Origin of the sequence: Corynebacterium sp. HMSC069E04 (assembly GCF_001813175.1) — a bacterium.
GTDB lineage: Bacteria > Actinomycetota > Actinomycetes > Mycobacteriales > Mycobacteriaceae > Corynebacterium > Corynebacterium aurimucosum.
In genome coordinates, this window is the sequence record NZ_KV811688.1 from 1 (window position 1) to 25,224 (window position 25,224).

Consider the following 25,224-nt stretch of genomic DNA (forward strand, 5'->3'; position numbering starts at 1 on the left):
AAACGGAACAAAACCTGGGACACTTCAGGGTGAAGCGTCAATCACGGGCACGGGGCTATATGCGCTACAGGTGTTGGGGCGGACGGACTCACGTTATGGGAAGGGAGGAAGTTGACCGCCGGGAAGAAGATGCCACTGGCGTGCGGGGAAACGCTGGCCTCGGGCGCACGTTCTGGGTGCCGAAACGGAACAGGAAAAGCCCCGCGAGGAAGGGGCTTGGAACCTTAGGCGCTTGTAGGGCCCAGCGGCATGGTGCGCTTGTGGGCGCCGCCGCGCCAGAGGGTTTCGATGCGCTCGCGGGCGTCGTCAGGCACGTCCTTGCCCTCGAGGTAGTCATCGATGTGGGTGTAGGTGACGCCGAGAGCTTCTTCATCAGAGAGCAAGGGGCGGTCATCCTCCAAGTCAGCAGTTGGTACCTTCTTCCACGTGGAATCCGGTGCGCCGAGATGTTTCAGGAGTTGAGCGCCCTGGCGCTTGTTGAGCCCGGCGAGAGGCAGGATGTCGGCAGCGCCATCGCCCCACTTGGTAAAGAAAGCTGTGACGTTTTCGGCGGCGTGGTCGGTACCGATGACTAGCGCACCGACCTCGCCGGCTAGCGCGTACTGTGCAGCCATGCGCAGACGCGCCTTCAGGTTGCCTCGATTGAAATCCCTCAGAGAGTCTTGTTGCATGGCGTTGGCGACGGCGTCGTCGAGAGCTGTGGTGGTCTCGGCAATGTTGACGGTGAGGGAGTAGTCAGGCTCGATGAAGTCCAGAGCGATCTGTGCGTCATCCTCGTCGGCCTGCACTCCGTGGGGAAGGCGCACGGCCCAGAAATGTGCGCCGTCGACGCGGGCCACCGCCAGCTGTGCCAAGCGTCCGGCCAGGGTGGAGTCTTGGCCACCAGAGATGCCCAGGACAAAGCCCTTCGCACCGGTGGCGCGAAGATAGTCCACCAAGAAAGCGACGCGGCGCTCAACCTCTTCTGCTGGATCGATACGGGGTTTTACGCCGAGGGCCTTGATGATGTCGTGCTGGAGGTCTGAGGATTCATGTGACATGACGCCCATGGTAGCCGCCTGCGACAATAGGAACCCGTGAACAAAGATACTTACGTCATGATCGTCGCAGGCGTAGCCGCCCTGGGCGGCCTGCTCTTCGGATATGACACCGGAGTGATGTCTGGTGCCCTTCTCTTCGTGGGGCCGGAATTCGGCATGTCCGCCCACGAGGAGGGGCTGGTGACCTCGATGCTGTTGGTTGGCGCGGCAGTCGGTGCGCTGGCAGCTGGGCGTGTGGCGAGCGTAATCGGGCGGCGTCGAACCCTCATCGCCGGCGGACTCATCTTCGTGGCTGGTTCCGTGTGGTGTGCGCTTGCAAACTCAGCTGCGGAACTTGCTACCGCCCGCACATTCCTTGGCGTGGCGGTGGGCGCGGTGTCCATCGTCTCCCCGATGTACATCTCCGAAATCACCCCGGCGGCTGTGCGGGGCCGGATGGTCTCCCTCAACACGCTCATGATCGTCGTCGGGCAGCTACTCGCGTACGGGGTGAACTCGCTGTTGGCTGCAAGCGGCAGCTGGCATTGGATGCTCGGGCTGGCCGCGGTCCCGGGTGGGGCGCTGGCGCTCGGCATGGTGTTACTCCCCGATACCCCGGCGTGGCTCGTGGCACAAGGTCGAACGCGCGAAGCTGCCGCAGTCAGCGCTCGGGTTGGCGCGCGGGGAGCGGAGTTGGAACATAGCGCGCGGCCGAACACGGGTGAATGGCGAGCTTTGCGACGCCACCGCTGGATGCGCTGGGCCATCGCGCTTGCCATGCTCATGGGCCTGACCCAGCAGATTACGGGTGTTAACGCCATCGTGTACTTCGCACCCACGATGATGAACCAGGTGGGTATTTCCACCACCAACTCGGTGTATACGTCGATGGTGATTGGTGTGGTGTCCGTCGCGGCGTGCCTAGTGGGCATGCGCGTGGTCGACCGACTGGGGCGCCGTCGGTTGTTGCTAGCAGGATTAAGCGGCAACGTTGCGTCGCTCCTGGTCCTCGCTGTGGCTTATCACTTCGCCTATGATTCCACGCCGCTGGCTATGCTGGCGCTGACGTGCATGGCGGCGTTCATTGCCTTCCAGCAGGCGGCGGTCTCCCCGGCCACGTGGCTGCTCATGTCAGAAATTGTGCCGCCCGAAGTTCGCGGCTTGGGCATGGGAATCGCCGGGCTGGCGTTGTGGGTGAGTAACTGGGCGGTGGCGCAGTTCTTCTTGCCGGTGGTCGAGTGGCTCGGCGGCTCGCTGGCCTTCGGAATCTTTGCGGTCTTAGGCCTCGTCGCGGTGGGGTATACCCGCGCACTCGTTCCGGAAACGGCGGGGAAGAGCCTCGAGGATGTTGCCGAACAGCTTCGCTCCCGCTACTCCGAAAGCTGAGTGTTTTGGTTATGGCGCGCGCGTGGGGTAACATTTTTCCTCGTGTCATTGCTGGGTGTCTGCCCGGCTGTGCTTTGAACTAATCAATCGCATCAAGATTGCGCATAACGAAAGGAGCGCCCGATGAAGGTTCGCAAGTCGCTTCGGTCGCTGAAGAAGAAGCCGGGCGCCCAGGTTATTCGCCGCCACGGTAAGGTCTTCGTGATCAACAAGAAGGATCCGCGCTTCAAGGCTCGCCAGGGCTAAGTCGTACGGACTCGCACCGCCCCCTTCAGCATGCTCATAGCTTGTTGGAGGGGGCGGTTTCCTTTTGCTGCCTCGCCCCGGGCTGAAACTGTCTCTGTGAGCTTAAGGAGTCTTTCGTGCCAGTGTGCGGGAGGCGAAAACCGGGGCCCGAGTGGTGTTTGTCACAAACTAGGTGAATCTTCGGTGAACGAGCAGGGAATATCACCCGTGTAGTTACCGCCGTGGCAATCGGTGAAGTGATGGGGTGTCAACATGTGGGGTCGGGGCGGGTTACATCCTGGGAATATCACCCTTGTAACTACTACATATAGTGCTAGTTGCGGGGTGTGAGCACAAAGTATAGTGTCGTTGATGTTGCTTGAGCGGCGGTTCTGCACCGCTGTTCAAAGCTTTAATATGGGGCTACTAAGCGCCCTGCTGGTATCGAATTCAACAGTCACTCCGCGTGTAGTGCCGAAGGAAGCTGAAGGAACGTCACATGAGCATCACCCTCTACACCAAGCCCGCTTGCGTCCAGTGCAACGCCACCAAGAAGGCTCTTGACCGTGCTGGTCTCGACTATGAAACGGTGGATATCAGCCTGGATGATGATGCCCGTGACTACGTCATGGCTCTGGGCTACGTCCAGGCGCCGGTCGTTGAGGCTCACGGTGAGCACTGGTCCGGTTTTCGCCCTGACCGCATCAAGGCTCTCTCCGTTATGGCGGCGAGCGCCTAGGGAACAGCCATGTTGGTCGTGTATTTCTCTTCCGCTACGGAAAACACCCACCGCTTCGTCGAGAAGCTCGGCCTTCCCAGCGCCCGCATCCCGCTGCGTCTCAGCGATGAGCCCCTCACCGTGAATGAACCCTACGTCTTGATTTGTCCGACGTATGGGGGAGGGACATCGATGAGCGGGCACAACACCCGGCCTGTTCCCAAGCAGGTCATTCGTTTTCTGAATGACGAACACAACCGCAGCTTCATCCGCGCTGTCGTAGCCGGAGGCAACAGCAACTTCGGCAGTGACTTTGGCAAGGCCGGCGACGTCATCGCCGCCAAGTGTAAGGTTCCTTATGTGTACCGCTTCGAGCTTCTCGGAACCGAGGAAGATGTCACAATTTGCCGTGAAGGCCTCTTGGCCAACGCGGCTGCTTTAGGTTTAGCCGCCTAAAGCCTCATTCCTATTATTTTGTCTCTCCATTTCGCCATAGCAAAGAAAGGCCCGTGAACGTCGTGACCACGCAATTGGGTAAGACCGTCGCTGAACCTGTGAAGCCAGAGGAGCAGCTGGATTACCATGCGCTCAACGCACTTCTGAACCTGTATGACGAGAACGGCAAGATTCAGTTCGACAAGGACCGTGAGGCCGCGAACCAATTCTTCCTCCAGCATGTCAACCAGAACACCGTCTACTTCCATGATCTGGAAGAAAAGATGCGCTATCTGGTGGACAACAAATACTACGAGCCGGAACTGCTTGAGCAGTACGACTTTGATTTCATTAAGTCCCTGTTCAAGCGTGCCTACGCCTTCAAGTTCCGTTTTAAGACCTTCCTGGGTGCCTACAAGTACTACACCTCGTACACGCTGAAGACCTTCGACGGCCGCCGCTACCTCGAGCGCTTCGAAGACCGCGTGTCCATGACCGCACTCTTCTTGGCGGATGGTGACACCAAGGTGGCTGAGCACCTTGTAGATGAAATCATGACCGGCCGCTTCCAGCCGGCTACCCCGACCTTCCTCAACGCCGGCAAGGCTCAGCGTGGCGAGCTGGTGTCCTGCTTCCTGCTGCGTATCGAGGACAACATGGAGTCCATCGGCCGCTCCATTAACTCCGCTCTGCAGCTGTCTAAGCGCGGCGGCGGCGTGGCCCTGTTGCTGTCCAACATCCGTGAATCTGGCGCGCCCATCAAGCACATTGAGAACCAGTCTTCCGGCGTCATCCCCGTGATGAAGCTGTTGGAGGATTCCTTCTCCTACGCGAACCAGCTGGGTGCTCGCCAGGGCGCTGGTGCGGTTTACCTCAACGCGCACCACCCGGACATCATGAATTTCCTCGACACCAAGCGCGAGAATGCGGATGAGAAGATCCGCATTAAGACACTGTCGCTCGGCATCGTGATCCCGGATATCACCTTCGAGCTGGCGAAGAACAACGACGATATGTACCTGTTCAGCCCGTATGACGTCAAGCGCGTCTACGGCAAGGCCTTCGGCGATATTTCCGTTACTGAGCACTACGAAGAGATGGTCGAGGATCCGCGTATCCGCAAGAAGAAGATCAACGCTCGCCACTTCTTCCAGACCGTTGCGGAGCTGCAGTTCGAATCCGGTTACCCGTACATCATGTTCGAGGACACCGTGAACCGCGCGAACCCGGTCAAGACCGGTCGCATCAACATGTCGAACCTCTGCTCGGAGATTCTGCAGGTCAACTCCCCGTCGGAGCTCAACGAGGACCTCACCTACAAGACCTTGGGCAGCGATATTTCCTGCAACCTTGGCTCCCTGAACATTGCCGCCACCATGGATTCCCCGGACTTCGCGCTGACGGTGGAGACTGCTATCCGTGGTTTGACCGCGGTGTCGGATAAGACCGCCATCAACTCTGTTCCTTCCGTGCGCAAGGGCAACGATGATTCCCATGCCATTGGCCTGGGCCAGATGAACCTGCACGGTTACCTCGGCCGCGAGCACATTGAGTATGGCTCCGAGGAAGGCTTGGACTTCACCAACGCCTACTTCGCCGCCATCATGTACGCCGCGCTGCGCGCCTCCAACAAGCTGGCCCGCGAACGCGGCGAGTACTTCAGCGAGTTCCCCGAGTCTGACTACGCTAGTGGCGAGTTCTTCGACCGCTATGATCCGGCTGACTTTGCTCCCCGTACGGAGAAGGTCAAGGAGCTCTTCGCCAAGTCCTCGATCCACACCCCGTCGGCAGAGGAGTGGGCGCAGCTGAAGGTGGACGTCGCCAAGCACGGCATTTACAACCGCAACCTGCAGGCGGTGCCGCCGACCGGATCGATTTCCTACATCAATAACTCGACCTCTTCGATCCACCCGATTGCCTCTAAGATTGAGATTCGTAAGGAAGGCAAGATCGGCCGCGTCTACTACCCGGCGCCGCACATGGACAACGACAACCTGGAGTACTTCAAGGACTCCTACGAGATCGGCTACGAGAAGATCATCGACACCTACGCCGAGGCCACGAAGTACGTTGACCAAGGTCTGTCGCTGACGCTGTTCTTCAAGGACACCGCCACTACCCGCGATATCAACCGTGCTCAGATTTACGCTTGGCGCAAGGGTATTAAGACTCTCTACTACATCCGTCTGCGTCAGATGGCGCTGGAGGGAACCGAGGTTGAGGGCTGCGTTTCCTGCATGCTCTAGTCTTTATTCGCACGCGCCTCAATGAGAATGGCGCGTGCGATTTTTTCTGCCTCGGGGGAGTCACCGCGGTGGATTGCCTCCGCTAGATCGAGGTGGAGCTGTGCGGTGCCGGCCGTGGGGTTGCGCTTGCGGGAACCATAGAGGGAGCGCCCGCGCACCATGGATAGGAGATAGGGGCTTAGCGCAGTGAACATTTCATTGCCTGAGGCATGGAGAACCATGGCGTGGAAGCGCAGATCTGTGGCGAGGTGCTCGCCCACGCGCCGCGTTGGCGTGACCTGAAGTCGGTGGGCCAGCTCCAAAATCTCTTCCTTATCTTCTGGGGAAGCGTGCTGCGCGGCTAAGCCCGCGGCGACAGGCTCGATGGCGAGACGCAGATCATTAAGAGAGGTGCGCTGGCTATCGCGCGATTTCTCGGATCCTAAACGCCAAGAAATGATTGCGGGATCGTAGACCGCCCATTCACTGATGGGGAGCACTGTAATACCTACTCGGCGTGACGAGGAGACCATCCCTAGGTGCTCGAGCGCGCGCATGGCTTCGCGGGCTACGGTTCGGGAAATACCGAAACGCGCGCAGAGATCAGTGAGCGTAAATCGATCACCGGCTGCCAGCGTGCCGCTGACGATGTCCGTGCCCAAAGCGTCGAGCACGGTACTGAGGAGGGGAGCGGAGGAGTCAGTCATTCCATCGAAACTTGGGGTCATGAGAACAGGACTTAAGTATAAAACACGCTGGAATTTTGGCCCCTAATTTTAGCGGGTACGATGGCACCGAACCCCAAAATTACTAGCAAGACGAGGTGACGTGCGTGTCTCACGAGTACGACGATTACATCGCTAGCCACGAGGCTCCGGTGAAGGCAATTAACTGGAATACCATTCCGGATGAGAAGGATCTTGAGGTGTGGGATCGCCTGACCGGTAACTTCTGGCTCCCGGAGAAGGTTCCGGTGTCCAACGACATCCCGAGTTGGAAGACGCTGACGGAGAAGGAGCAGGAGACCACCATGCGCGTCTTCGCTGGCCTCACCCTGCTCGATACCATTCAGGGCACCGTGGGTGCGGTCTCGCTGCTTCCCGACGCCGTCACGCCCCACGAGGAGGCCGTGTACACCAACATCGCCTTTATGGAGTCCGTCCACGCGAAGTCCTACTCCAATATCTTTATGACGCTGGCGTCGACCCCCATGATCAACGACGCCTTCCGCTGGTCTGAGGAGAATGAAAACCTCCAGCGCAAGGCTAAGATCGTCATGTCCTACTACGAGGGAGATAACCCGCTGAAGAAGAAGGTAGCGTCCGTGCTGCTGGAATCCTTCCTCTTTTACTCTGGTTTCTTCCTGCCGATGCACTTCTCGTCGCGAGCAAAGCTGACGAACACGGCCGACATCATCCGCCTCATTATTCGTGATGAGGCCGTTCACGGCTACTACATCGGCTACAAGTTCCAGCAGGGCTACAAGGAGCTTTCGGAGCCGGAGCAGGAAGAGTTGAAGGGCTATGCCTTCGACTTGCTCTACGATCTCTATGAGAACGAGATTGACTACACCGAGGACCTTTACGATGAACTGGGCTGGACCGAGGATGTGAAGCGCTTCCTGCGCTACAACGCCAACAAGGCGCTGAACAACCTAGGTTTCGAAGGTCTCTTCCCCGCGGATGAAACCCGCGTGTCCCCAGCGATCCTGTCTTCGTTGTCTCCGAACGCCGATGAGAACCATGACTTCTTCTCTGGCTCCGGCTCTTCCTACGTAATTGGCAAGGCCGAGGAAACCACCGACGACGACTGGGACTTCTAAGCCCTCCCTGTCGGTACCGCGCACCTCCCGAGAGGATCAACCGAAAGTTTGATTCTTTCAGGGGGTGCGTTTTTGGCTTTCCGGGGCCTACAGCACCGACCTTCTGTGTTCTATATCACCGAGCGTTAAGGTGCGCTGCGGCGGGTCGGCCGCGTACAAGGGGTTATCTGCTCCAAACGGGGCTAGCGAGGGCGGTGGAAAATAACAGAGCGCTGGAAATTTGGCCCTGAGGTGGCCTAATATAATGCGAGTAAACCTAGGTGTTTGATCGCTGAGCGTGTGGCGCGTGAAAACGCGTGATACCGATGTGGTTAAACGCTTGTTCTTCAGGAGGATTTTATGACCGCTGTGGCGCCACGGCTCGACGATTACGTCGCGCCTACACGTCCGGAGCCGACTGGTAATGCAAAGACCGGTTCCAAGGCGTGGACGTTGCTAACCACCACCGACCACAAGCAGCTGGGCATCATGTACATGATCATGTCCTTCAGCTTCTTCTTCCTCGGTGGCTTTATGGCTCTGCTTCTTCGTGCTGAGCTTTTCACCCCAGGACTGCAGTTCCTGTCCAACGAGCAGTTCAACCAGCTGTTCACCATGCACGGCACCGTTATGCTGCTGCTGTTTGCAACACCAGTGGTGTGGGCGTTCGGTAACTACGTTCTGCCCCTGCAGATTGGTGCACCGGATGTGGCCTTCCCGCGTCTGAACGCTTTCGGTTTCTGGATTACCCTGACCGGCGGCATCGTGATGCTCGCGGGCTTCTTGACCCCGGGCGGTGCTGCTGACTTCGGCTGGACCATGTACGTGCCGCTGGCTGACTCGGTTCACACCCCGGGCATCGGCGCTGACATGTGGATTGTTGGTGTGGGTGCTACCGGTGTCGGTACCATTGCTTCCGCCATCAACATGATCACCACGGTTCTCACCCTGCGTGCGCCAGGCATGACCATGTTCCGTCTGCCGGTCTTCACCTGGGCTGTCTTCACCGCTTCCATCATCGTGCTGATGATCTTCCCGCTGCTGACCGCCGCAGCGCTGGGCGTTCTCTATGACCGCAAGCTGGGTGGCCACATCTTCGATTCCGCCAACGGTGGCGGCATCCTGTGGCAGCACCTCTTCTGGTTCTTCGGCCACCCGGAGGTTTACGTCCTGGCACTGCCGTTCTTCGGCATCATCTCCGAGATTGTTCCGGTCTTCTCCCGTAAGCCGGTCTTCGGCTACATTGGCCTCGTCTTCGCTCTGCTGGCCATCGGTGCACTGTCCATGGCTGTGTGGGCTCACCACATGTTCGTGACCGGCGCCGTCCTGCTGCCGTTCTTCTCCTTCATGACCTTCCTCATTGCGGTTCCGACCGGCGTGAAGTTCTTCAACTGGGTCGGCACGATGTGGAAGGGTCATATCACCTGGGATACCCCAATGATCTTCGCCATGGGCTTCCTGACTACCTTCCTCTTCGGTGGTATGACCGGTATTATGCTGGCCTCTCCGGCGCTGGACTTCCACCTTGCTGAGTCCTACTTCCTGATTGCTCACTTCCACTACACCCTCTTCGGTACCGTGGTCTTCTCCGCCTTCGGTGGTCTGTACTTCTGGTTCCCGAAGATGACCGGCCGCATGCTGGATGAGCGTCTGGGCAAGATTCACTTCTGGCTGACCTTCATTGGCTTCCACGGCACCTTCCTGGTTCAGCACTGGGTGGGCAACATGGGTATGCCGCGTCGTTACGCTGACTACCTGGAGTCTGATGGCTTCACGGTCTTCAACCAGATTTCCACCATCTTCTCCTTCGTTCTCGGCGCATCGGTTATCCCGCTGGTGTGGAACGTCTTCAAGTCCTGGCGCTACGGTGAGATCGTCACCGTGGACGATCCGTGGGGTTACGGCAACTCCCTCGAGTGGGCTACCTCCTGCCCGCCGCCGCGCCACAACTTCGTATCCCTGCCGCGCATCCGTTCCGAGCGTCCGGCCTTCGAGCTGCACTACCCGCACATGGTCAAGCGCATGCGCGAGGAAGCACACGTCGGGCACTAAGCACTCACTAGCTGAGTACTCCTGAAAACGCCGCCTCCCCATCACCGCGATGGGGAGGCGGCGTTTGCCGTAGGTGGAGATTCCAGGATCGCGGTGTGCGATAATGAGGCCCGTGGATAATCAAAGTGAACAAGTCTTCGCCGTTGTCACCGCCTCTGGCCCCGACAAGCCCGGCGTATCGGCCGCCTTCTTCCGAGTCCTGAGCTCCCACAACGTCGAGCTCGTCGACGCCGAACAGGCTATTTTTTCCGGCCGTATCTCCCTTTCTGCGTATATCCGGGTGCAGGCCTCCAGCCTCGAAGCGCTCGAGCAGGGCCTACGCAACACGTTGAGCATTTATGCCCAATCCATCAACGTGGATCTTCGGGAAGAGGAGGCAACCTCACGGCCGCGCTCCACGCACGTCGTCGTGGTGCTAGGACGCCAGCTCAACGCCAGCCACATGTCGGCGATTGCCAAGGAGCTGGCCAACCTGAACGTCAACATCGACCGCATCCGCGGTCTTTCTACCTACCCGCTCAACGGTCTCGAGCTCTACATCACCATTGAGGGAGCTTCCGACCCAGTCCGCGCAATGCTGGCCCGCTTGGCCACGGAGCAGGGCGTCGACATCGCCATTGAGCGCTCCGGCCTGCAACGCCGCTCAAAGCGGCTTATTTGCTTTGACTGCGATTCCACCCTCATCACCGGCGAGGTTATCGAGATGTTAGCCGCCCACGCCGGCAAGGAGGCAGAGGTTGCCGCCGTGACGGAGCGCGCTATGCGCGGTGAGCTGGACTTCGAGGAGTCTCTCCGCGAGCGCGTCGCCGCCTTGGCCGGGTTGCCGGAATCGGTGATTAAGGAAACCGCCAACGATATTCGTCTGACTCCAGGCGTGCGCACCACCATCCGCACGCTCAAGCGCATGGGCTACCGCGTTGCGGTGGTGTCTGGCGGCTTCATTCAGGTCCTCGAGGATCTAGCTAAAGAGCTCGACCTCGACTACGTGCGCGCCAATACCCTCGAGATCGAGGACGGCAAGCTCACCGGCCGGGTCATCGGGGACGTCGTGGACCGTAAGGCCAAGGAGATGTTCCTGCGCGAATTTGCTGCGGATTCGGGCCTGAGCATGCGGCAGACCGTGGCGGTTGGTGACGGTGCCAACGATATCGACATGATCTCCGCTGCCGGTTTGGGCATCGCCTTCAACGCCAAACCCGCACTGCGAGAGGTTGCGGATACCTCGGTCAACCATCCGTACATGGATGAAATCCTGCAAATCCTGGGCATCCCCATGGAGGAAGTCGCCAGTGAATAACCTCCGCGAGGCCCACCGCCGCCTCGTGGCCGCGTGCAGCGAGCGGAGCTGGCGGGATGATCCCGAGGACCCCAACAAGCCCGAGACCATCCAGGCGATGCAGATAGCGCTCAACCTGCCCAAGCAAGACACGCCCACGCGCACGGAGGTGCTGGAGGCAGCGGCGCGGGGTGTGGTCAAGCTCTGCCTCGACGATCGGGCCGGGCAGGATGGGGCCTTCGCCGAGGCCTTGGGGCAGTGGTACGGCCACCGCATCCGCAAGGTGGCCCGCCGCGCGCGCAACAAGGCGTGGCGCGATGTACAGGCTCTGCCTGGGGTCACTGTCAATGACCGCGCGCGTGTCTTCGTCCCCTCGGCGGTACAGGATGTGCACCCGCTCGTCGCCAAGCTGCAGATCGGCCATACTGATCTCCCGCAGGATGAGCCGGGCCCCGCGCTTGCCGACGACCCCGTGATCTACATCGACTCATCCCTTGCCATGAGCGCCGGAAAGGCTGCGGCGCAAGTGGGGCATGGTTCAATGCTGCTGGCTGCGGCAATGAGCTTCAAGGAAGTAGAGGACTGGGCAGCGCGGGACTTTTCGCTTTCCGTGCGCGAACTCGGCACTGCGGACTTTGCAGCGGCATGCGCTCGCCCCGGTGCTGTTGTGGTGCACGACGCCGGCTTCACCGAAGTTGCCCCAGACTCAGCTACGGTCTGCGCGCTGCGCCGCCCCTAACGGGCTTCGACTAGGCGCTGGAGAGCCCCGCGCACGACTTGCGGGTCGCTCGTGGGCCACATCTGTGGCATCGAGGCCCTCAAGTAGGAGCCATAGCGCTTGGTTACTAAGCGGTTATCCAGTACTGCGACGACGCCGCGGTCGTTAGCAGAGCGCAGCAAACGGCCCGCGCCTTGGGCCATAAGCAATGCAGCATGCGTGGCGGAGACTTCCATGAAGCCGTTGCGCCCGGCGGCCTTCGCGGCCTCGGTGCGAGCCTGCATGAGGGGGTTATCCGGGCGCGGGAAGGGAATGCGGTCGATGAGGACCAGGGAACAAGCAGGACCCGGTACGTCGACGCCCTGCCAAAGGGTTAGCGTGCCGAAAAGACAGGAGTTTTCGTTCTTCGTGAACTTGTCCACGAGAGCGCCGATGGAGTCCTCGCCCTGGAGGTAGATATCGAAGGGGAGCGTGGGCTTGAGTTCCTCGGCTGCCTGCTGCGCGGCTCGCCGCGAGGAGAAGAGCCCGAGCGTGCGCCCGCCCGCAGCCATGATGAGCTCGCGGATCTCCTTGAGCGTCTCGGGGCTGAGGCCGTCACGGCCCGGCTGCGGTAGGTGCGACGCGGTATATAAGATGCCACTGCGCGCGGGGTCGAAAGGATAACCCACATCAAGGCTGTCCCACGTGCCCTTCGGCAGGCCCCACTGCGCGGCCATGGCGTCGAAGCGCCCTCCCAAGGCCAGCGTGGCGGAGGTCAGCACCACGGTTTGTTCGCCGAAGAGCTTTTCGTGCAGCATCCCGGCGATGGAGAGCGGGGCCACGGCGAGGGTGTCGTTCAGCGTGCGGTCATCGCGCTCCAGCCAGACTACGTCGGCATGCGCGGCGGGGTCACCGGTAGCGAAAACGTCAAGGATGCGAGCGATGGCTTCGACGAGGCTAGCGAGGTGATTGGCCAGGTTCTGGCGCTCCGCAGATTTTTCCGGGTCTTGGGACTGCTCACCCTCGGGGGCGCGGGCGATGGTGTCGCGGCAGTCGGCCAGCGTGTCCGCCACGCTCATGAGTTGCTGTTTGGCTTCCTCTGGCAAGTCGGTCCAGCGGCCTGGCGCGAATTCTCCGAGGAGTTGACTCAGCTCGTTGGCCTGCTCAGCGAGGCGTTGGTCCTTGCCGTTGGCGCCGAGAGACTTGGCGCGGCTGGCCGCCATCTTCAGCGCGCGCCCGGTGATTTCGGCGGTAGAAACCGAGGTGATGCGGCCATCTAGCTCGTGGGCCTCATCGATGATGACGACATCGTGTTCCGGCAGGATATTGATGTCTGCTACTGCGTCAATGGCGAGCAGCGCGTGGTTGGTGACCACGATATCGACGTCCGCCGCGCGGCGTCGCGCGAGTTCCGCGAAGCAGTCCTCGCCGTGCGGGCAGCGTGTGGCGCCGAGGCATTCGTTCGAGGTGACGGAGACTTGCCGCCACGCGAGGTCGGGCACGCCCGGTTCCAAATCCTCACGGTCACCCGTCTCGGTGTCTTCCGCCCATTCATAGACACGTTGGACGTGGCGGCCGAGGTGGGAGACCGAGTCTTCGTCGAGTAGCGCGTCCTCATCCTCCAGTTCGGCGGCGCGGGACACCTTGTTGAGGCAGACGTAGTTGGAGCGGCCCTTCATGATGGCGAAGGTGGGCTTCTTCTCCAGGTGCGGCTCGAGGGCCTCGGCCAGACGCGGAAGGTCCCGCTCCACGAGCTGCCGCTGCAGCGCCAGCGTGGCGGTGGAGACGATCACCGTGTGTCCGGTTCCTTGCGCGTGGCGGAAGGCGGGCACGAGGTAAGCCAGGGACTTACCCGTACCAGTTCCTGCCTGCACAGCGAGGTGGCGTTCCTTTTCTAACGCGGTGGTTACGGCCTCCGCCATGCGCACCTGGCCGGCACGCCGCGCGCCGCCGAGGGAAGAGACTGCGGCGTCGAGAAGGTCAACCGTTGTGTCGTGCATGTCAGGCAGTGTAGTCGGTCGCCTTCGCCGTGCTTCTTAAGAGCCGAAGCCAACGAAGCGGGTGGGAACCGCAGGCTCGTCGCGGGTGAGCGCTAGGCCTTCCCATGGCAGGGTGGTGATGGCCTGAGCCAGATACTCGCGGGATTCTTCGAGGGTAGGCAGGTTGTCGAGGATTTCGCCGTCGCGCATGAGCGGTACCGTCATCTCGCGGGTGCGCAGCGTGCCCGTGTCTGGGTCCTCGGCGGAGAAGGGGAGCACGAGCTCCTCGACGGCCACCCCCGAGGAACGGTAGGTGCGCAGAGAGCGCTTAGCCCCGCCCTGCGATTTCTTCGAGGAGGAGCGCTTGGCTACTGGGTGGCCATCAACCTCGACGACCTTGTACACCATGCTGGCGGTTGGCGCGCCCGAGCCAGTAACCACTGAGGTACCCACGCCATAGACATCGACGGGGTCGCCGCGCAGGCCGGCGATGGCAAACTCATCGAGGTCGGAGGAGACCACGATTTTGGTGTTGTGGTTGCCCAAGTCATCGAGCTGCTTGCGCACGCGACGGGTGACCGCGGCCAAATCACCAGAGTCGATGCGCACGCCGCCCAACTCGGGGCCGGCGACGCGCACGGCGGTTTCTACGCCCTTGGTGATGTCATAGGTATCCACCAACAGGGTGGTATCGACGCCGAGCGTTTCGATCTGCCCGCGGAAAGCCGCCTCCTCGTTGGGGGTGCCGTCCTCGTTGACGTGCGCCAGCGTCCACGCATGCGCCGCAGTGCCGGAGACCGGAATGTCGTAGCGGTAGCCGGCTTCCAGGTTGGAGGTGGCCTGGAAACCTGCCAGGTAGGCGGCGCGGGCAGCGGTCACGGCAGCGTATTCGTGAGTGCGGCGCGAACCCATCTCGATGATGGGGCGGCCATCTGCAGCCACCACCATACGTGAGGCCGCAGAAGCCACTGCGGAATCGGAATTCATGATGGACAGAATCACCGTTTCCAGAATCAGGCATTCACCAAAGGTTCCGCGCACGGTCAACAGGGGCGAATTGGGGAAGTAGAGCTCACCTTCGCGGTAGCCATCGATGTGTCCAGAGAAGCGGTAATTGGCCAGGTATTCCTTGGTTTCTGCATCAAGGAAGTCCATCTCTGCCAGTTGTTGGGCGGTAAAGCGGAAGTCCCGGACTGCGCGAAGTACGCGTTCGGTGCCGGCCACGACACCATAGCGCCGCTCGTTGGGGAGGCGGCGGGCAAATACCTCGCAGGCCACTTGGCGGTGCGCGGAGCCATCGCGCAACGCTGCCTCCAACATGGTCAGCTCGTATTTATCCGTAAGGAGAGCCGTAGAACGATCGCTAGGTCCGAACCCAGAATCCTGGGTGTTGTCTGAGATAGTAGTCACATCGAAGATGCTACTCAGGGAGCTCTGAAAAATCAGCTCTTCTATTCCTCAAGCTGAATGACAACGTAGACCTCACCGTCGTTATAAGCCACTCCAACGGCTGCAGTGGACATCCGGCGATCCCGCAAAGCAGCCACATGGTCGGGAGAAGCAAGGAAGGCTTCCATGAATTGATAGCCGCTAGCCTCCTCCAAGGGCAGGTGGTGCTGAACCATCTGCACATTTTCTTCGGCCGAGTCTTGCGTCTTGGTGACGGCGTTGCACTCTGCCTTTTCGCGGGCTGCGGTTTGGCGGTCGATCCAGGGCACCAGTGGGGCTTGGCCATCTTCCTTGCGCCACTCGTTGAGCCCCTCCATGAGCTCCTCTTGGATGGTGGCGAGCTGGCGTTGGACGGGAACGTCGGGAAGCTCGTAGTCGCACGCCTCCGACGTCGGGGGTTCCGCATCCGTCGAGCTGCCGTCGTCCGACGGGTTGGTCAGGCTAATCACGGCAGTGACGAGCGTGCCGCCGAGGACGAGCACGGTGAGGATGCGCTGCAGGAGGAGCACGACATCCTCCTTCGCCGGTTGGCGTCCCGCGAGAATGTCAGTAACGGCTGGGGGAAGGGTGAAAGAATTCATCGGTGCCACCTGGAAACGACAATCAGGTCAGAAGTTGATGACAGTATAACCGCTCGCTACCGGAAAAAATTTGGCTAGGGTAGAGGACATGAAAGCGCACAAAGAAACGTCCGCGGGTGTGGTTATGAGTTCGCCCATGGCCACCCCGGAGCTGGATGAAGCGATTGAGGTCGACGTCGCCACGAGCGAAAACCTGCCGTGGATGTGCATTGTTTGGGATGACCCAGTCAACCTAATGAGCTATGTTTCCTACGTGTTCCAGACTGTGCTGGGCTATGACAAAAAGCGCGCCAACGAGCTGATGATGCAAGTCCATACCGAAGGTAAGGCGGCAGTCTCCTCAGGTGAGCGTGACAAAGTCGAAGCCGATGTGAAGAAACTGCAAGTCGCCGGCCTGTGGGCCACGATGCAGCAGGCAGGATAAGAGTATGCAGGCTTGGAAAAAGAAAAAGTCCTTCATGCGTGGCGCGCAATACACGACTGTTTTCGAGCCCATGGAGCGCGAAGTTTTAGGTGATCTCACCGCAACCGTCTCCGAGGCCATCATTGCCCGCGCACAATCGGCCCCCAAGGATGAGCTGGCGGACATGCTCGACATGCCCACCGGCCACACCGAAGCACCGGAGGATCCATCGCTGGCCCGCCTTTTCCCCGACTTCAAGAAGGCAGGGGATGAAGAGTTCGACGGCGATAATTCACTGCTGCGTTCGCTGCACGAAAATGACATCGCGCGCGCCAAGCTGGAAAACCTCCAAGTGATTAACACCGCGCTGGGGCCCACCGGCGGGGTAGAGGTGGCTATCAGCGAGGAAGAAGCACATGCCTTCCTCGCAGGGCTCAATGACCTGCGCCTCTTCATCGCCGCCGGGGACGTGCCGGAGGATACCCCTGGAGCGGACCGCGATACGCTCGTGGAATGGCTGGCGTTCTGCCAGGATTCGCTGCTCGACGTCATCATGGATTAGCACCGTGCAGACTCTCCCCGACATGGGCTTTTCTGTCGGTCACGTCACGCGTGAGGACACCGGCGTCACCGTCGTTTACTGCGGTGAACAAGGTGCCGTGGCTGGCGTCGATGTGCGCGGCGGAGGCCCCGGCACCCGCGAGACGGATCTGCTGGAGCCGCACAACACGGTTGAGCGCGTTCATGCTCTTGTCCTTGCAGGCGGTTCGGCCTTTGGGCTGGCAGCAGCGGATGGTGTCATGCGCGGGCTTGAGGAAGCGGGAATTGGTTTCCCCGTCTTTGGGGAGGAGAGCCCCGGCCCCCGCGTACCCATCGTGCCAGGCGCGGTCATTTTTGATCTGCTCGCTGGCCCACAGCGCCCCACGGCGGCAGATGGTCAGGCGGCTCTACGCGCCGCGTTGGCAGGGCACGACGCTACGAGCGGCAGCGTGGGCGCAGGCACCGGCGCCTGCGCAGGCAAGATCAGAGGTGGGGTGGGGACCGTGCTTATCGATGTCTCCCCGTTCACCGTCGCCGCGGTTGTTGTAGCCAACCCGGTGGGGCAGGTGATTGATGCTGAGACTGGGCGTTTGTTTGGCGCACCGGACGCGCCGGCCGTGGACGCTAAGCGGTTTGCCGCGGCCCGCAGCCTGGCTGAATCTTTCGCAGAGGCTTCTCAACTAAACACCACCATTGGCGCGGTGTTGACCGACGCCCCGTTAACCAAGGCCCAAGTAAAACGTCTTGCTTTAGCGGGCCACGACGGCATTGCCCGGGCGGTTCGCCCGGCGCATTCTCCACTGGATGGAGATACGCTTTTTGCCGCCGCCTCCGGAACACAACCTGCGGAGCAGGGGATCGGCGCTGCGGAGTTGGCGTCGTTAAGCGCCGCCGCTGCCGACGCAGTGGAGGCAGCCATCGTCGAGGCTGTGGTGAGCGCCACCCCGGGGCTGGGTTTGGAGGCGTATTCCTCGCTGCGCGCTTGCTAAAGTTGGAGTCATTATGACGACGAGTGGACCTTTTGGCCAGCAGCATTCGCATGGGCCCAACCCCTTCCGGCCCCGCCCGGCAGCCCCCGGGGCGGGGCAGCAGCCTGTTCTCAACACGGGGGATTCGAAGAATTACACTCGGGCTGGACGCCTGAAGACGGCAGCGTCTTTAACGGTGGGCTTCCTAGTCGCTGAGTGGGTTATCCACATCATCAACTTCCTGTTTTTTGGCAGCGAGCTGGGTCAATACGGCATACGCCCACTGGATTTTAATGGCATCTGGGGGATTTTCACCGCTCCGCTACTCCACGCGAACTTTGAGCACCTCATCGGAAATTCACTGCCCGGTGCCGTCTTTTGTTTCCTGATCGGCCTCTCAGGCCGCAAGGCATGGTGGGAAGTTACCATCATCGTGGTACTCATCGCTGGCATCGGCACCTGGCTGTTGGGCGGGCCGGGGACCTCGCATATTGGTGCCTCGGGCATGGTGTATGGCTGGCTGGCCTACCTCATCGTTCGGGGAATCTTCAACCGTTCCCTGGGTCAATTTCTCGTCGGCGTGGGGTTGGGCTTTGCCTATTCCGGTCTCATCTGGGGCGTGTTGCCTATCTATGAAGGAGTCAGCTGGCAGGGGCACCTTTTCGGTGCCATCGGTGGCATCGTCGCGGGAATGGTGATCACCTCCGATGACCCGATTAAAAAGGTTAAGCCCGCGCCCGAAGGAGTAACGCGCTAATGCCTGATGCAACATCTCCCATCGGGATTTTTGACTCGGGCGTGGGTGGCTTGACCGTTGCGCGCACCATCATCGAGCAGCTTCCCGACGAATCCATTATCTACATCGGCGATACCGCCCATGCGCCCTATGGCCCGCGCTCCATCGCCCAAGTGCGTGAGCTGTCCACCGCGATTGCCGATGAGCTCGTGGAGCGCGGCTGCAAGATGCTGGTGATTGCCTGCAACACCGCGACGGCCGCCTTTTTGCACGACGCCCGGGAGCGCTATGACATTCCGGTCGTGGAGGTTATCCGTCCGGCTGTACGCCGTGCCATCGCCACCACCCGCAACGGAAAAATTGGCGTGATCGGCACGGAGGGCACCATCAATTCAGGTGCTTATCAAGATCTTTTTGCCGTCAATCCGAATGTCGAATGCGAGGCGGTGGCCTGTCCTGATTTCGTGAATTTTGTCGAGCGCGGCATTACGGCTGGGCGCCAGATCCTTGGCGTGGCGGAGGGCTACCTGGCGCCGTTGCAATCGGCGGGCGTCGATACGCTCGTTCTTGGCTGCACACATTATCCGCTGCTGACGGGCGTCATCCAGCTCGCCATCGGAGATAACGTCACGTTGGTGTCTTCGGCGGAGGAGACTACGAAGGATGTCCTACGTACCCTCACAACCACGGACATGCTCGCCCCAGCGGGACAGGTGCCCACCCGCAGTTTCGAGTGCACCGGTGATCACGCGGCCTTCGAGCTCTTAGCCACGCGTTTCTTGGGACCCAAGATTTAGTCCTAGTGAAGATGTACAATCGACCCAAATCCCGCATCCCCCGTTGTTTCGTGGAACTATTGAACGCATGAAGCTGACCATCCTAGGCTGTTCCGGCTCGGTGCCCACCGTGGGTAATCCGGCCTCTGGCTATCTCTTGTCTTTCCCCTCTGCTCCGTCCATCATCATGGACTTGGGCCCGGGTACGCTTGCACGCCTGCAGGAACTTCAGGATCCTTGCGATGCACACGTGGCATTAACTCATCTTCATGCCGATCACTGCCTGGACTTTCCGTCTTTGATGGTGTGGCGGCGCTTCCACCCCACAGCACCCGCGGCGTCCCGCAATTTCTGCCTCGGGCCCAGTACTACCGAAACCCACCTGGGCCGCTTGTCCTCTGATGCTCCGGACGGGGTGGATGACATGAGCGATACGTTTGCGTTCAGCCCCTGGGTGGACCGCGAGCGCCAGCTTGTTGACGATGTCTATATCACCCCCTTCCGCACAGTTCACCCGGTCGAGACATACGCCTTGCGGGTCGAACACACTAAAACCGGTGCAACCTTGTGCTATTCAGCTGATTCGGCTTATACGCCCGCGCTCGTCGAGGCTGCCCAGGGCGTGGATGTTTTCCTCTGTGAGGCCGCTTGGGGCGAGACCTCGGAGGACAAGGCTCCAGACATGCACATGTCGGGGGCAGAAGCTGGACGCCTGGCGCGCGAGGCAGGCGTGAAGAAGTTGGTGCTCGTTCACCTGCAGCCGTGGGGTGATGCTGCGGCAACCTATGAAGCAGCGGCCCGTGAGTTCGACGGTGAGATCGTCGTCGGTGCCGCCGGTATGGAGCTCGACTTTTAGCACGCGCGGTAGGGTAGGAGGCATGACTGATTTCACTCGTGCCGATGGTCGCGCGCTCGACCAACTCCGTAGCGTCCGCATTACCCGCAACTTCACCACCAATCCGGCTGGGTCGGTCTTGGTGGAGTTCGGCAACACCCGAGTTATGTGCACGGCTTCCGTGGAATTCGGGGTGCCGCGCTTTAAGAAGGATTCCGGCGAGGGCTGGTTGACAGCCGAGTACGCGATGTTGCCTTCGGCCACCCACGATCGCATGCCGCGCGAGTCGATGAAGGGCAAGGTCAAGGGCCGCACCCACGAGATTTCCCGGCTGGTGGGGCGTAGCCTGCGCGCAGCGGTTGATCTCTCCGAACTGGGGGAGAACACCATCCAGCTGGATTGCGATGTGCTGCAAGCAGACGGCGGCACACGCACGGCGTCGATTACCGGCGCGTATGTGGCGCTGGCTGATGCGATTGCTTACCTCAAGGAGGAGGGCGTCGTCCCGGGCGAGCCGCTGCTGGATCCTATTGCCGCTGTTTCCGTCGGCATCGTCGACGGTCACGTGTGCCTCGACCTGCCCTATGAAGAGGACTCCCGCGCGGAGGTTGATCTCAACGTGGTGATGCAGGAGGGCGGAGACTTCGTCGAGATTCAGGGAACCGGTGAGCACGGCCTGTTCGGCCGCGCGGAGCTTAACGACATGTTGGACGTGGCCCAGGCAGGTTGCGCCCAGCTTATCGACGCTCAAAAGGCGGCCCTCGGATGGTAAAGCTTCTCGTCGCTTCGAATAATGCCAAGAAGCTTAAGGAGCTGGAGAAGATTCTCGCTGATGCCGGCATCGCGGGCATCGAACTGCTCCCGCTGTCCGCAGTGGAAACCTACCCGGAGCCTGTGGAAGACGGCCGCACCTTTGCCGATAACGCGCTGATCAAGGCGCGCGCCGGGGTGCAGCACACCGGTTTGGCCACGATCGCGGATGATTCTGGCCTCGCGGTGGAAGAACTCAACGGCATGCCGGGTGTGCTCTCCGCTCGGTGGTCGGGCGGTCACGGAGACGATGAAGCGAATAACCAGCTGCTGCTAGGACAGATGTCCCATGTACCCGCTGAACGTCGCGCGGCTGCCTTCGTGTCGGTCTGCGCGTTGGTGACTCCGGATGGGCAGGAACACGTGGTGGAGGGCCGCTGGACTGGCTCCTTGCTCACCGCCCCACAGGGCGAAAATGGCTTTGGTTACGATCCCCTCTTCCAGCCCGAAGGCGAATCCCGCTCTGCCGCGGAGATGTCCCCGGAGGAGAAGAACGCTGTCTCGCACCGCGGCCGCGCGCTGGCGCAGCTGCGTGAACCCCTAGCGGCGCTTGCCGGCCAAGCCTAAGCATCCGCCGGGCCATGACCGCAAGCCCCGGCAACAGCCAAGCCGTGACCGCAATCCCGGTATCCGCGAGCTGGGCTGGCTTGCCGAGCGCTGTGACGACGAGACCCCCGCACGGAAACCGCGCGGGGGTCTGACTATGTGCGCCCGGTGAGACTTGAACTCACACGTCATAAGACACTAGAACCTAAATCTAGCGCGTCTGCCAATTCCGCCACGGGCGCGGATTTAGTTGCTGCGGAGCGCTCTTTGCTCCACGCAACGTTCACTAGCCTACAGGGCAGCAGCCCATAGACGGAAATCCACTTTTCCGGGCGTGGTGGGTAGGCTGTTGAGAGTGAGCACCAACCCAGCACCGAAAAAGCGGATGAAGGTTCGATGGTGGCACATCGTCCTCATCGTGATCTTTGTCGTGCTCTTTTTATTCCTTGCTTATTGGCAATGGACGCGGTTCCGCTCCGGTTCGGGAACCTTCCAGAACTTGGGATACGCCTTCCAATGGCCGCTGTTCGCGGTATTTGTTGTTTACGCTTACCGCACTGCCATACGCTACGAGAATGAGCGAATTGATGCCGAGAACGAAGCACTCGAGCGGGGAGAAGAGCCAGCCCAGTATGAGGCAGAGAGCGTGCGCGCGGCCAAGGAGCACACCGCGACTAAAATCGACGAGGATTTCCTACCGCCTCGCCCACAGATTGATGTGGACACCTTTAACGCTATGAACAAGCAGCGCCGCCGTCGCGGCACTGAAGAGGAGTATTAATGAGCAACTCAGTCAACAACGCTGTCCATCCTGACCGCCAGGCGCGTATCCGTGGCCCGCTGAAGTTCTTTTCCATTGCCGCCACTATCACCGGTATTTTTCTTCTCATTCTTGTTGCGCGCATGATTCTGCAATATGGCGTGGGGATGGAGATGCCATCCTGGGCCACGCTCATCGCCCAAGCACACGGCGTGGCCTACATGGTCTACCTCGTGTCCATCCTGGTCCTCGGTCCGCGTGCCATGTGGCCGGTAAGCAAGCTTTTCACCACGGCGCTTGCCGGCGTTGTTCCATTCCTGTCCTTCTGGATGGAGCACAAGCGCCGCACTGAAGTTGTTGAGCAGTTCCAGCTGTAGGTAGGTATGACGAGCCGCAAACTGAGCACCACACTTATCGCGATTGTGGTGCTTCTTTCACTCGCTTGCGCTGGCTTGGGTGTGTATGCCGTACGCCAGCCGAACGAGATTTATAGCGCCCCAGTTCAGTCCACTAATACTCAGGTGGTCAACGCAGTCGAACGTGAAGAGCAAGTGGTCTTGCTCAGCCTGGGCATCCAGGGGCTGGCGGAGAAATCCTCTGTCGGCGAAGTATTTGGTGTACGCGTCCCGTGGACCGACCGCACCCAATTTGTGCAGTATTCCTACAAAGCCAAGCTCGGTATCGAAGGCAAGGATGTGCGCGTCACTGAGACCGGCGAGCATGCCTACACGGTCCATATCCCGGACTTCATTTTTATCGGGCATACCGATGAAGAGTTTAAGACCGCAGTGGAAGATAACGGCGTGCTCAGCTGGACCACCCAGCCACTCGACGCCGCCTCGACAGTGTCAGATGTCCTCAGCACCGATAAGAAGCGCAAGGACATCAACGACAACCGCGAGCTCCTGCAGGACCAAGCCCGCCGTTTCTACGAGGGCATCATCCGTGGCGTTGACCCCGAGGCCCAGGTCACCATGGAGTTCAGCTAATCCTCACTCTGAGTGCCCTCTTTCGTGGAATGAACTACATCTACGTGGAATGAACTACGTTCATTCCACCTCCGTGAACTTGCGGTCCCAATAAGCCCGCACCGGGTTAGCGTCCGCAAGGAGGATATCGAAGCGGTCATTGGCAATCTCGATGATTTCGCTCAAGACCACGCGCTGTTCCAGCTCATCCGAGTTGGACAAGCGACGCACGCCCGCATCGATGACACGATCGGCCGAGTCATTGGTGTCTAGGTACGCCACAAATGGCATGTCGAAGCGTTCGCGGTAGGCCTGTGAGACGTCAATAAGCTGCTGTGTCTGAACGTCGTCGAGGTCATCCAGAGCCAAGGAACCGCGGTCAGCAGAGATAGTGGCGGCGGTGTCGGAATCAGCGAGCAGTAGCTCATCCATCGCCGGGTAGTCGTGGATCAGGGCACGGCGCTGCTCGCCGGGGGCAGTGAGGACCGTGACCTGGATTGCTTCGCGCAGCTGGCTGACATCCTGGAAGGGGCGCAGCTCCCAGGCGGCTTCGAGCGGCCAGGTTTCGTTGTTGAAGAGCGGGCGCAGCGCACTGACGAAGCTGTCGCGGTCCATGTCGTTGAGCTCCTTGAGCGAGACGCCGGCGCCGTCGAGACGGCTGACATCATCGCCAGACTGCGAGCCGACGTGGAAGAAGAGCAAGTTGAGCAAAATCGCCGTGATAGCGCCGATGGACATTCCGGAGGAGACAAAGATCTGCGCCCACTCCGGGAAGGCGGTGGCCACGTCCGGCTTGAAGGTAACGAGCATGGCCAGTCCCAGCGCGGTGGTAACGATGGCGGCGTTGCGGCCATCACTAATGTCTTCCTTCGCGATGGTCTGCAGGCCCGCCCACGCAACGTTGGCAAACAATGCGAGGGAGGCGCCGCCGAGCACCGGGGAGGGAATAGCCGCCACAACAGCTGCGGCCTTGGGCAGCAGGCCCAGAATGATCATGAAGCCCGCTGCGGACACGGCTACCCAGCGGGATTTCACACCAGTCAGGCGAACCAAGCCGACGTTCTGCGCGAAGCAGGTGTAGGGGAAGGAGTTCATCACGCCACCAAGGGTGGTGGAGAGACCATCGGCGCGAATGGCGCGCACCACGTCATCGCGCTTGATGCGCTTCTTCACAATCTCACCGGTGGCGAAGACATCGCCGGTGGTTTCCACCATGGTGATGATCATGACGATGATGAGGGAAAGAATCGCCATGATGTCGAACTTCGGCATACCGAAGTAGAAAGGTGTTGTCATACCGATGGCATCGGCTTCACGCACGCCGTCAAAGGACGTATCGCCCAGTGCGAAGGCCACGCCAGTACCGATGACCAAACCAAGCAGCACAGACAGAGTACCCAGGAAGCCGCGGAAGAAACGCTGCACGATGATAATGATGGTGAGCGTGCCGAAACCATAGAGCAGATCGCGTGCGGCCGGAACCCCGTCCGCGTAATTGACAAAGTCATTTGCTGAGACCGCCAGCAGCGACGTTCCCATCACCAGAAGCACGGTGCCGGTGACAATTGGGGGGAAGTACTTGAGCACGCGTCCAAAGACCGGCGCAGCAAAGAAAGTAAAGATACCGGCAGCAATAATCGCGCCATAAATCGTCGGCAGCGGCTGGTCACCAGCGCTCATGCCGATGGCAATGATCGGGCTTACCGCCGTGGTGGTCACACCCTGGATGATGGGAAGGCGGACACCGATGTGCTTGCCGACGCCCACCGCCTGGATCAACGTCGCCAGACCACAGGTCAACAGGTCTGCATTGATGAGGTGAATCGTGGTGGCCTCATCGAGGCCCAAGGAACCAGCGATAAGCAGTGGCACGATGACCGCGCCGGCATAGAAAGCGAGAACGTGCTGGAGTCCGAGTGCCGCCAGCTTGGGCGCCGGCGGGACCACATCAACGGGGTGGGTTGGGGCAGTGGCAGGGCTAGCGGTAGCGGCGGTGTGAGACACGCAAAGAGCTCCTTGCTGAAGGGCGAGATGAGGAT

The 25,224-nt window shown here is 60.5% G+C and carries 26 protein-coding genes and 1 tRNA gene; 20 read left to right on the plus strand and 7 right to left on the minus strand.

Annotation, left to right across the window (positions count from 1 at the left end; all coding sequences use genetic code 11):
* Positions 1-224 precede the first annotated feature (224 nt).
* Complete coding sequence (gene nadE / locus HMPREF2896_RS09305; protein WP_070719291.1) at positions 225-1,049, minus strand: ammonia-dependent NAD(+) synthetase; 825 nt, start codon at positions 1,047-1,049, stop codon at positions 225-227.
* 27 nt (positions 1,050-1,076) lie between these two features.
* Between nadE and HMPREF2896_RS09310 the strand changes: the two genes are divergently transcribed.
* From HMPREF2896_RS09310 to nrdE, 5 genes are all read left to right on the plus strand, one after another.
* Positions 1,077-2,405 (plus strand): sugar porter family MFS transporter, encoded by a 1,329-nt coding sequence (locus HMPREF2896_RS09310; RefSeq protein WP_070719293.1) that lies wholly within the window; start codon positions 1,077-1,079, stop codon positions 2,403-2,405.
* Between the two features lie 123 nt (positions 2,406-2,528).
* Positions 2,529-2,651: a type B 50S ribosomal protein L36 gene (gene ykgO / locus HMPREF2896_RS09315; RefSeq protein WP_003847162.1), complete on the plus strand. Its 123-nt coding sequence runs from the start codon at positions 2,529-2,531 to the stop codon at positions 2,649-2,651.
* Between the two features lie 478 nt (positions 2,652-3,129).
* Complete coding sequence (nrdH, locus tag HMPREF2896_RS09320; protein WP_070443347.1) at positions 3,130-3,369, plus strand: glutaredoxin-like protein NrdH; 240 nt, start codon at positions 3,130-3,132, stop codon at positions 3,367-3,369.
* 9 nt (positions 3,370-3,378) lie between these two features.
* Positions 3,379-3,804 (plus strand): class Ib ribonucleoside-diphosphate reductase assembly flavoprotein NrdI, encoded by a 426-nt coding sequence (gene nrdI, locus HMPREF2896_RS09325; protein ID WP_070719294.1) that lies wholly within the window; start codon positions 3,379-3,381, stop codon positions 3,802-3,804.
* Between the two features lie 62 nt (positions 3,805-3,866).
* Positions 3,867-6,029: a class 1b ribonucleoside-diphosphate reductase subunit alpha gene (gene nrdE, locus HMPREF2896_RS09330; RefSeq protein WP_070719376.1), complete on the plus strand. Its 2,163-nt coding sequence runs from the start codon at positions 3,867-3,869 to the stop codon at positions 6,027-6,029.
* Here the strand turns inward: nrdE and HMPREF2896_RS09335 are convergent.
* On the minus strand, positions 6,026-6,736 hold the full coding sequence (locus HMPREF2896_RS09335) for a FadR/GntR family transcriptional regulator (protein WP_070525284.1): 711 nt from the start codon (positions 6,734-6,736) through the stop codon (positions 6,026-6,028). The two genes, nrdE and HMPREF2896_RS09335, sit on opposite strands and share 4 nt — an antisense overlap.
* Before the next feature lie 104 nt (positions 6,737-6,840).
* Between HMPREF2896_RS09335 and nrdF the strand changes: the two genes are divergently transcribed.
* The 4 genes from nrdF to HMPREF2896_RS09355 all read left to right on the plus strand — a co-directional run bounded on the left by nrdF (position 6,841) and on the right by HMPREF2896_RS09355 (position 11,876).
* Entirely contained in the window at positions 6,841-7,830 is a 990-nt protein-coding gene (gene nrdF, locus HMPREF2896_RS09340) for a class 1b ribonucleoside-diphosphate reductase subunit beta (protein ID WP_070443354.1), read from the plus strand.
* A gap of 339 nt (positions 7,831-8,169) precedes the next feature.
* Positions 8,170-9,861 carry an aa3-type cytochrome oxidase subunit I gene (ctaD, locus tag HMPREF2896_RS09345; protein ID WP_070645904.1) on the plus strand — a complete coding sequence of 564 codons (1,692 nt, stop codon included), beginning with the start codon at positions 8,170-8,172 and terminating at the stop codon, positions 9,859-9,861.
* Positions 9,862-9,964: 103 nt separating this feature from the next.
* On the plus strand, positions 9,965-11,158 hold the full coding sequence (gene serB, locus HMPREF2896_RS09350; RefSeq protein ID WP_070719296.1) for a phosphoserine phosphatase SerB: 1,194 nt from the start codon (positions 9,965-9,967) through the stop codon (positions 11,156-11,158).
* Positions 11,151-11,876, plus strand: coding sequence for a peptidyl-tRNA hydrolase (locus tag HMPREF2896_RS09355; RefSeq protein ID WP_070719298.1), 726 nt, complete (start codon positions 11,151-11,153; stop codon positions 11,874-11,876). The genes serB and HMPREF2896_RS09355 overlap by 8 nt, the downstream gene beginning before the upstream one ends.
* Here the strand turns inward: HMPREF2896_RS09355 and HMPREF2896_RS09360 are convergent.
* The 3 genes from HMPREF2896_RS09360 to HMPREF2896_RS09370 are packed head-to-tail and all read right to left on the minus strand — an operon-like array spanning position 11,873 to position 15,843.
* Positions 11,873-13,834 (minus strand): ATP-dependent DNA helicase, encoded by a 1,962-nt coding sequence (locus tag HMPREF2896_RS09360; RefSeq protein WP_070719301.1) that lies wholly within the window; start codon positions 13,832-13,834, stop codon positions 11,873-11,875. The genes HMPREF2896_RS09355 and HMPREF2896_RS09360 overlap by 4 nt on opposite strands.
* Positions 13,835-13,870: 36 nt before the next feature.
* Positions 13,871-15,223, minus strand: coding sequence for a nicotinate phosphoribosyltransferase (locus HMPREF2896_RS09365; RefSeq protein WP_070443364.1), 1,353 nt, complete (start codon positions 15,221-15,223; stop codon positions 13,871-13,873).
* A gap of 41 nt (positions 15,224-15,264) precedes the next feature.
* A complete protein-coding gene (locus HMPREF2896_RS09370) occupies positions 15,265-15,843 on the minus strand; it encodes a spore germination YkwD domain-containing protein (RefSeq protein WP_070711196.1) in 579 nt (192 codons plus the stop codon).
* 88 nt (positions 15,844-15,931) lie between these two features.
* On the opposite strand from HMPREF2896_RS09370, the gene clpS reads away from it, so the two are divergent.
* The 8 genes from clpS to rdgB all read left to right on the plus strand — a co-directional run bounded on the left by clpS (position 15,932) and on the right by rdgB (position 21,478).
* On the plus strand, positions 15,932-16,267 hold the full coding sequence (gene clpS, locus HMPREF2896_RS09375) for an ATP-dependent Clp protease adapter ClpS (protein WP_012715272.1): 336 nt from the start codon (positions 15,932-15,934) through the stop codon (positions 16,265-16,267).
* A gap of 4 nt (positions 16,268-16,271) precedes the next feature.
* Positions 16,272-16,808: a DUF2017 domain-containing protein gene (locus tag HMPREF2896_RS09380; RefSeq protein ID WP_070719303.1), complete on the plus strand. Its 537-nt coding sequence runs from the start codon at positions 16,272-16,274 to the stop codon at positions 16,806-16,808.
* Between the two features lie 22 nt (positions 16,809-16,830).
* Positions 16,831-17,775: a P1 family peptidase gene (locus HMPREF2896_RS09385; protein ID WP_070516112.1), complete on the plus strand. Its 945-nt coding sequence runs from the start codon at positions 16,831-16,833 to the stop codon at positions 17,773-17,775.
* Positions 17,776-17,788: 13 nt separating this feature from the next.
* On the plus strand, positions 17,789-18,511 hold the full coding sequence (locus HMPREF2896_RS09390; protein WP_083311476.1) for a rhomboid family intramembrane serine protease: 723 nt from the start codon (positions 17,789-17,791) through the stop codon (positions 18,509-18,511).
* The gene (murI, locus tag HMPREF2896_RS09395; RefSeq protein WP_070443374.1) at positions 18,511-19,287 is read left to right on the plus strand and encodes a glutamate racemase; all 777 of its coding nucleotides are present in this window, start codon (positions 18,511-18,513) and stop codon (positions 19,285-19,287) included. Before HMPREF2896_RS09390 ends, murI begins: the two co-directional genes overlap by 1 nt.
* A gap of 67 nt (positions 19,288-19,354) precedes the next feature.
* Entirely contained in the window at positions 19,355-20,122 is a 768-nt protein-coding gene (locus HMPREF2896_RS09400) for an MBL fold metallo-hydrolase (protein ID WP_070443376.1), read from the plus strand.
* A 22-nt stretch (positions 20,123-20,144) separates the two neighbouring features.
* Positions 20,145-20,873: a ribonuclease PH gene (gene rph, locus HMPREF2896_RS09405; protein ID WP_070711201.1), complete on the plus strand. Its 729-nt coding sequence runs from the start codon at positions 20,145-20,147 to the stop codon at positions 20,871-20,873.
* Positions 20,867-21,478, plus strand: coding sequence for an RdgB/HAM1 family non-canonical purine NTP pyrophosphatase (rdgB, locus tag HMPREF2896_RS09410; protein ID WP_070645922.1), 612 nt, complete (start codon positions 20,867-20,869; stop codon positions 21,476-21,478). Before rph ends, rdgB begins: the two co-directional genes overlap by 7 nt.
* 139 nt (positions 21,479-21,617) lie before the next feature.
* Here the strand turns inward: rdgB and HMPREF2896_RS09415 are convergent.
* Positions 21,618-21,699, minus strand: a tRNA-Leu gene (locus HMPREF2896_RS09415).
* Positions 21,700-21,842: 143 nt separating this feature from the next.
* Between HMPREF2896_RS09415 and HMPREF2896_RS09420 the strand changes: the two genes are divergently transcribed.
* Genes HMPREF2896_RS09420 through HMPREF2896_RS09430 form a run of 3 tightly spaced genes read left to right on the plus strand, consistent with a single transcriptional unit; the run spans position 21,843 to position 23,206 of the window.
* Entirely contained in the window at positions 21,843-22,238 is a 396-nt protein-coding gene (locus HMPREF2896_RS09420; protein ID WP_070719307.1) for a hypothetical protein, read from the plus strand.
* Positions 22,238-22,594, plus strand: a complete 357-nt coding sequence (locus tag HMPREF2896_RS09425) for a DUF3817 domain-containing protein (RefSeq protein WP_070443384.1) — start codon at positions 22,238-22,240, stop codon at positions 22,592-22,594. The genes HMPREF2896_RS09420 and HMPREF2896_RS09425 overlap by 1 nt, the downstream gene beginning before the upstream one ends.
* Before the next feature lie 6 nt (positions 22,595-22,600).
* Positions 22,601-23,206: a hypothetical protein gene (locus tag HMPREF2896_RS09430; RefSeq protein WP_070719310.1), complete on the plus strand. Its 606-nt coding sequence runs from the start codon at positions 22,601-22,603 to the stop codon at positions 23,204-23,206.
* A 60-nt stretch (positions 23,207-23,266) separates the two neighbouring features.
* On the opposite strand, the gene HMPREF2896_RS09435 is transcribed toward HMPREF2896_RS09430, so the two are convergent.
* Positions 23,267-25,189, minus strand: coding sequence for a solute carrier family 23 protein (locus tag HMPREF2896_RS09435; protein WP_070719312.1), 1,923 nt, complete (start codon positions 25,187-25,189; stop codon positions 23,267-23,269).
* Positions 25,190-25,224: the final 35 nt, after the last annotated feature.

Coding starts and splice junctions, on each gene's coding strand:
- HMPREF2896_RS09380 (WP_070719303.1), top strand. CDS start 16,272: ATGCAGGCTTGGAAAAAGAAAAAGTCCTTCATGCGTGGCGCGCAATAC.
- HMPREF2896_RS09390 (WP_083311476.1), top strand. CDS start 17,789: ATGACGACGAGTGGACCTTTTGGCCAGCAGCATTCGCATGGGCCCAAC.
- nrdH (WP_070443347.1), top strand. CDS start 3,130: ATGAGCATCACCCTCTACACCAAGCCCGCTTGCGTCCAGTGCAACGCC.
- HMPREF2896_RS09370 (WP_070711196.1), bottom strand. CDS start 15,843: ATGAATTCTTTCACCCTTCCCCCAGCCGTTACTGACATTCTCGCGGGA.
- HMPREF2896_RS09335 (WP_070525284.1), bottom strand. CDS start 6,736: ATGACCCCAAGTTTCGATGGAATGACTGACTCCTCCGCTCCCCTCCTC.
- ctaD (WP_070645904.1), top strand. CDS start 8,170: ATGACCGCTGTGGCGCCACGGCTCGACGATTACGTCGCGCCTACACGT.
- HMPREF2896_RS09400 (WP_070443376.1), top strand. CDS start 19,355: ATGAAGCTGACCATCCTAGGCTGTTCCGGCTCGGTGCCCACCGTGGGT.
- HMPREF2896_RS09420 (WP_070719307.1), top strand. CDS start 21,843: ATGAAGGTTCGATGGTGGCACATCGTCCTCATCGTGATCTTTGTCGTG.
- rdgB (WP_070645922.1), top strand. CDS start 20,867: ATGGTAAAGCTTCTCGTCGCTTCGAATAATGCCAAGAAGCTTAAGGAG.
- ykgO (WP_003847162.1), top strand. CDS start 2,529: ATGAAGGTTCGCAAGTCGCTTCGGTCGCTGAAGAAGAAGCCGGGCGCC.
- HMPREF2896_RS09430 (WP_070719310.1), top strand. CDS start 22,601: ATGACGAGCCGCAAACTGAGCACCACACTTATCGCGATTGTGGTGCTT.
- rph (WP_070711201.1), top strand. CDS start 20,145: ATGACTGATTTCACTCGTGCCGATGGTCGCGCGCTCGACCAACTCCGT.
- serB (WP_070719296.1), top strand. CDS start 9,965: ATGAGGCCCGTGGATAATCAAAGTGAACAAGTCTTCGCCGTTGTCACC.
- nadE (WP_070719291.1), bottom strand. CDS start 1,049: ATGGGCGTCATGTCACATGAATCCTCAGACCTCCAGCACGACATCATC.
- HMPREF2896_RS09385 (WP_070516112.1), top strand. CDS start 16,831: ATGGGCTTTTCTGTCGGTCACGTCACGCGTGAGGACACCGGCGTCACC.
- HMPREF2896_RS09360 (WP_070719301.1), bottom strand. CDS start 13,834: ATGCACGACACAACGGTTGACCTTCTCGACGCCGCAGTCTCTTCCCTC.
- clpS (WP_012715272.1), top strand. CDS start 15,932: ATGAAAGCGCACAAAGAAACGTCCGCGGGTGTGGTTATGAGTTCGCCC.
- murI (WP_070443374.1), top strand. CDS start 18,511: ATGCCTGATGCAACATCTCCCATCGGGATTTTTGACTCGGGCGTGGGT.
- HMPREF2896_RS09425 (WP_070443384.1), top strand. CDS start 22,238: ATGAGCAACTCAGTCAACAACGCTGTCCATCCTGACCGCCAGGCGCGT.
- nrdI (WP_070719294.1), top strand. CDS start 3,379: ATGTTGGTCGTGTATTTCTCTTCCGCTACGGAAAACACCCACCGCTTC.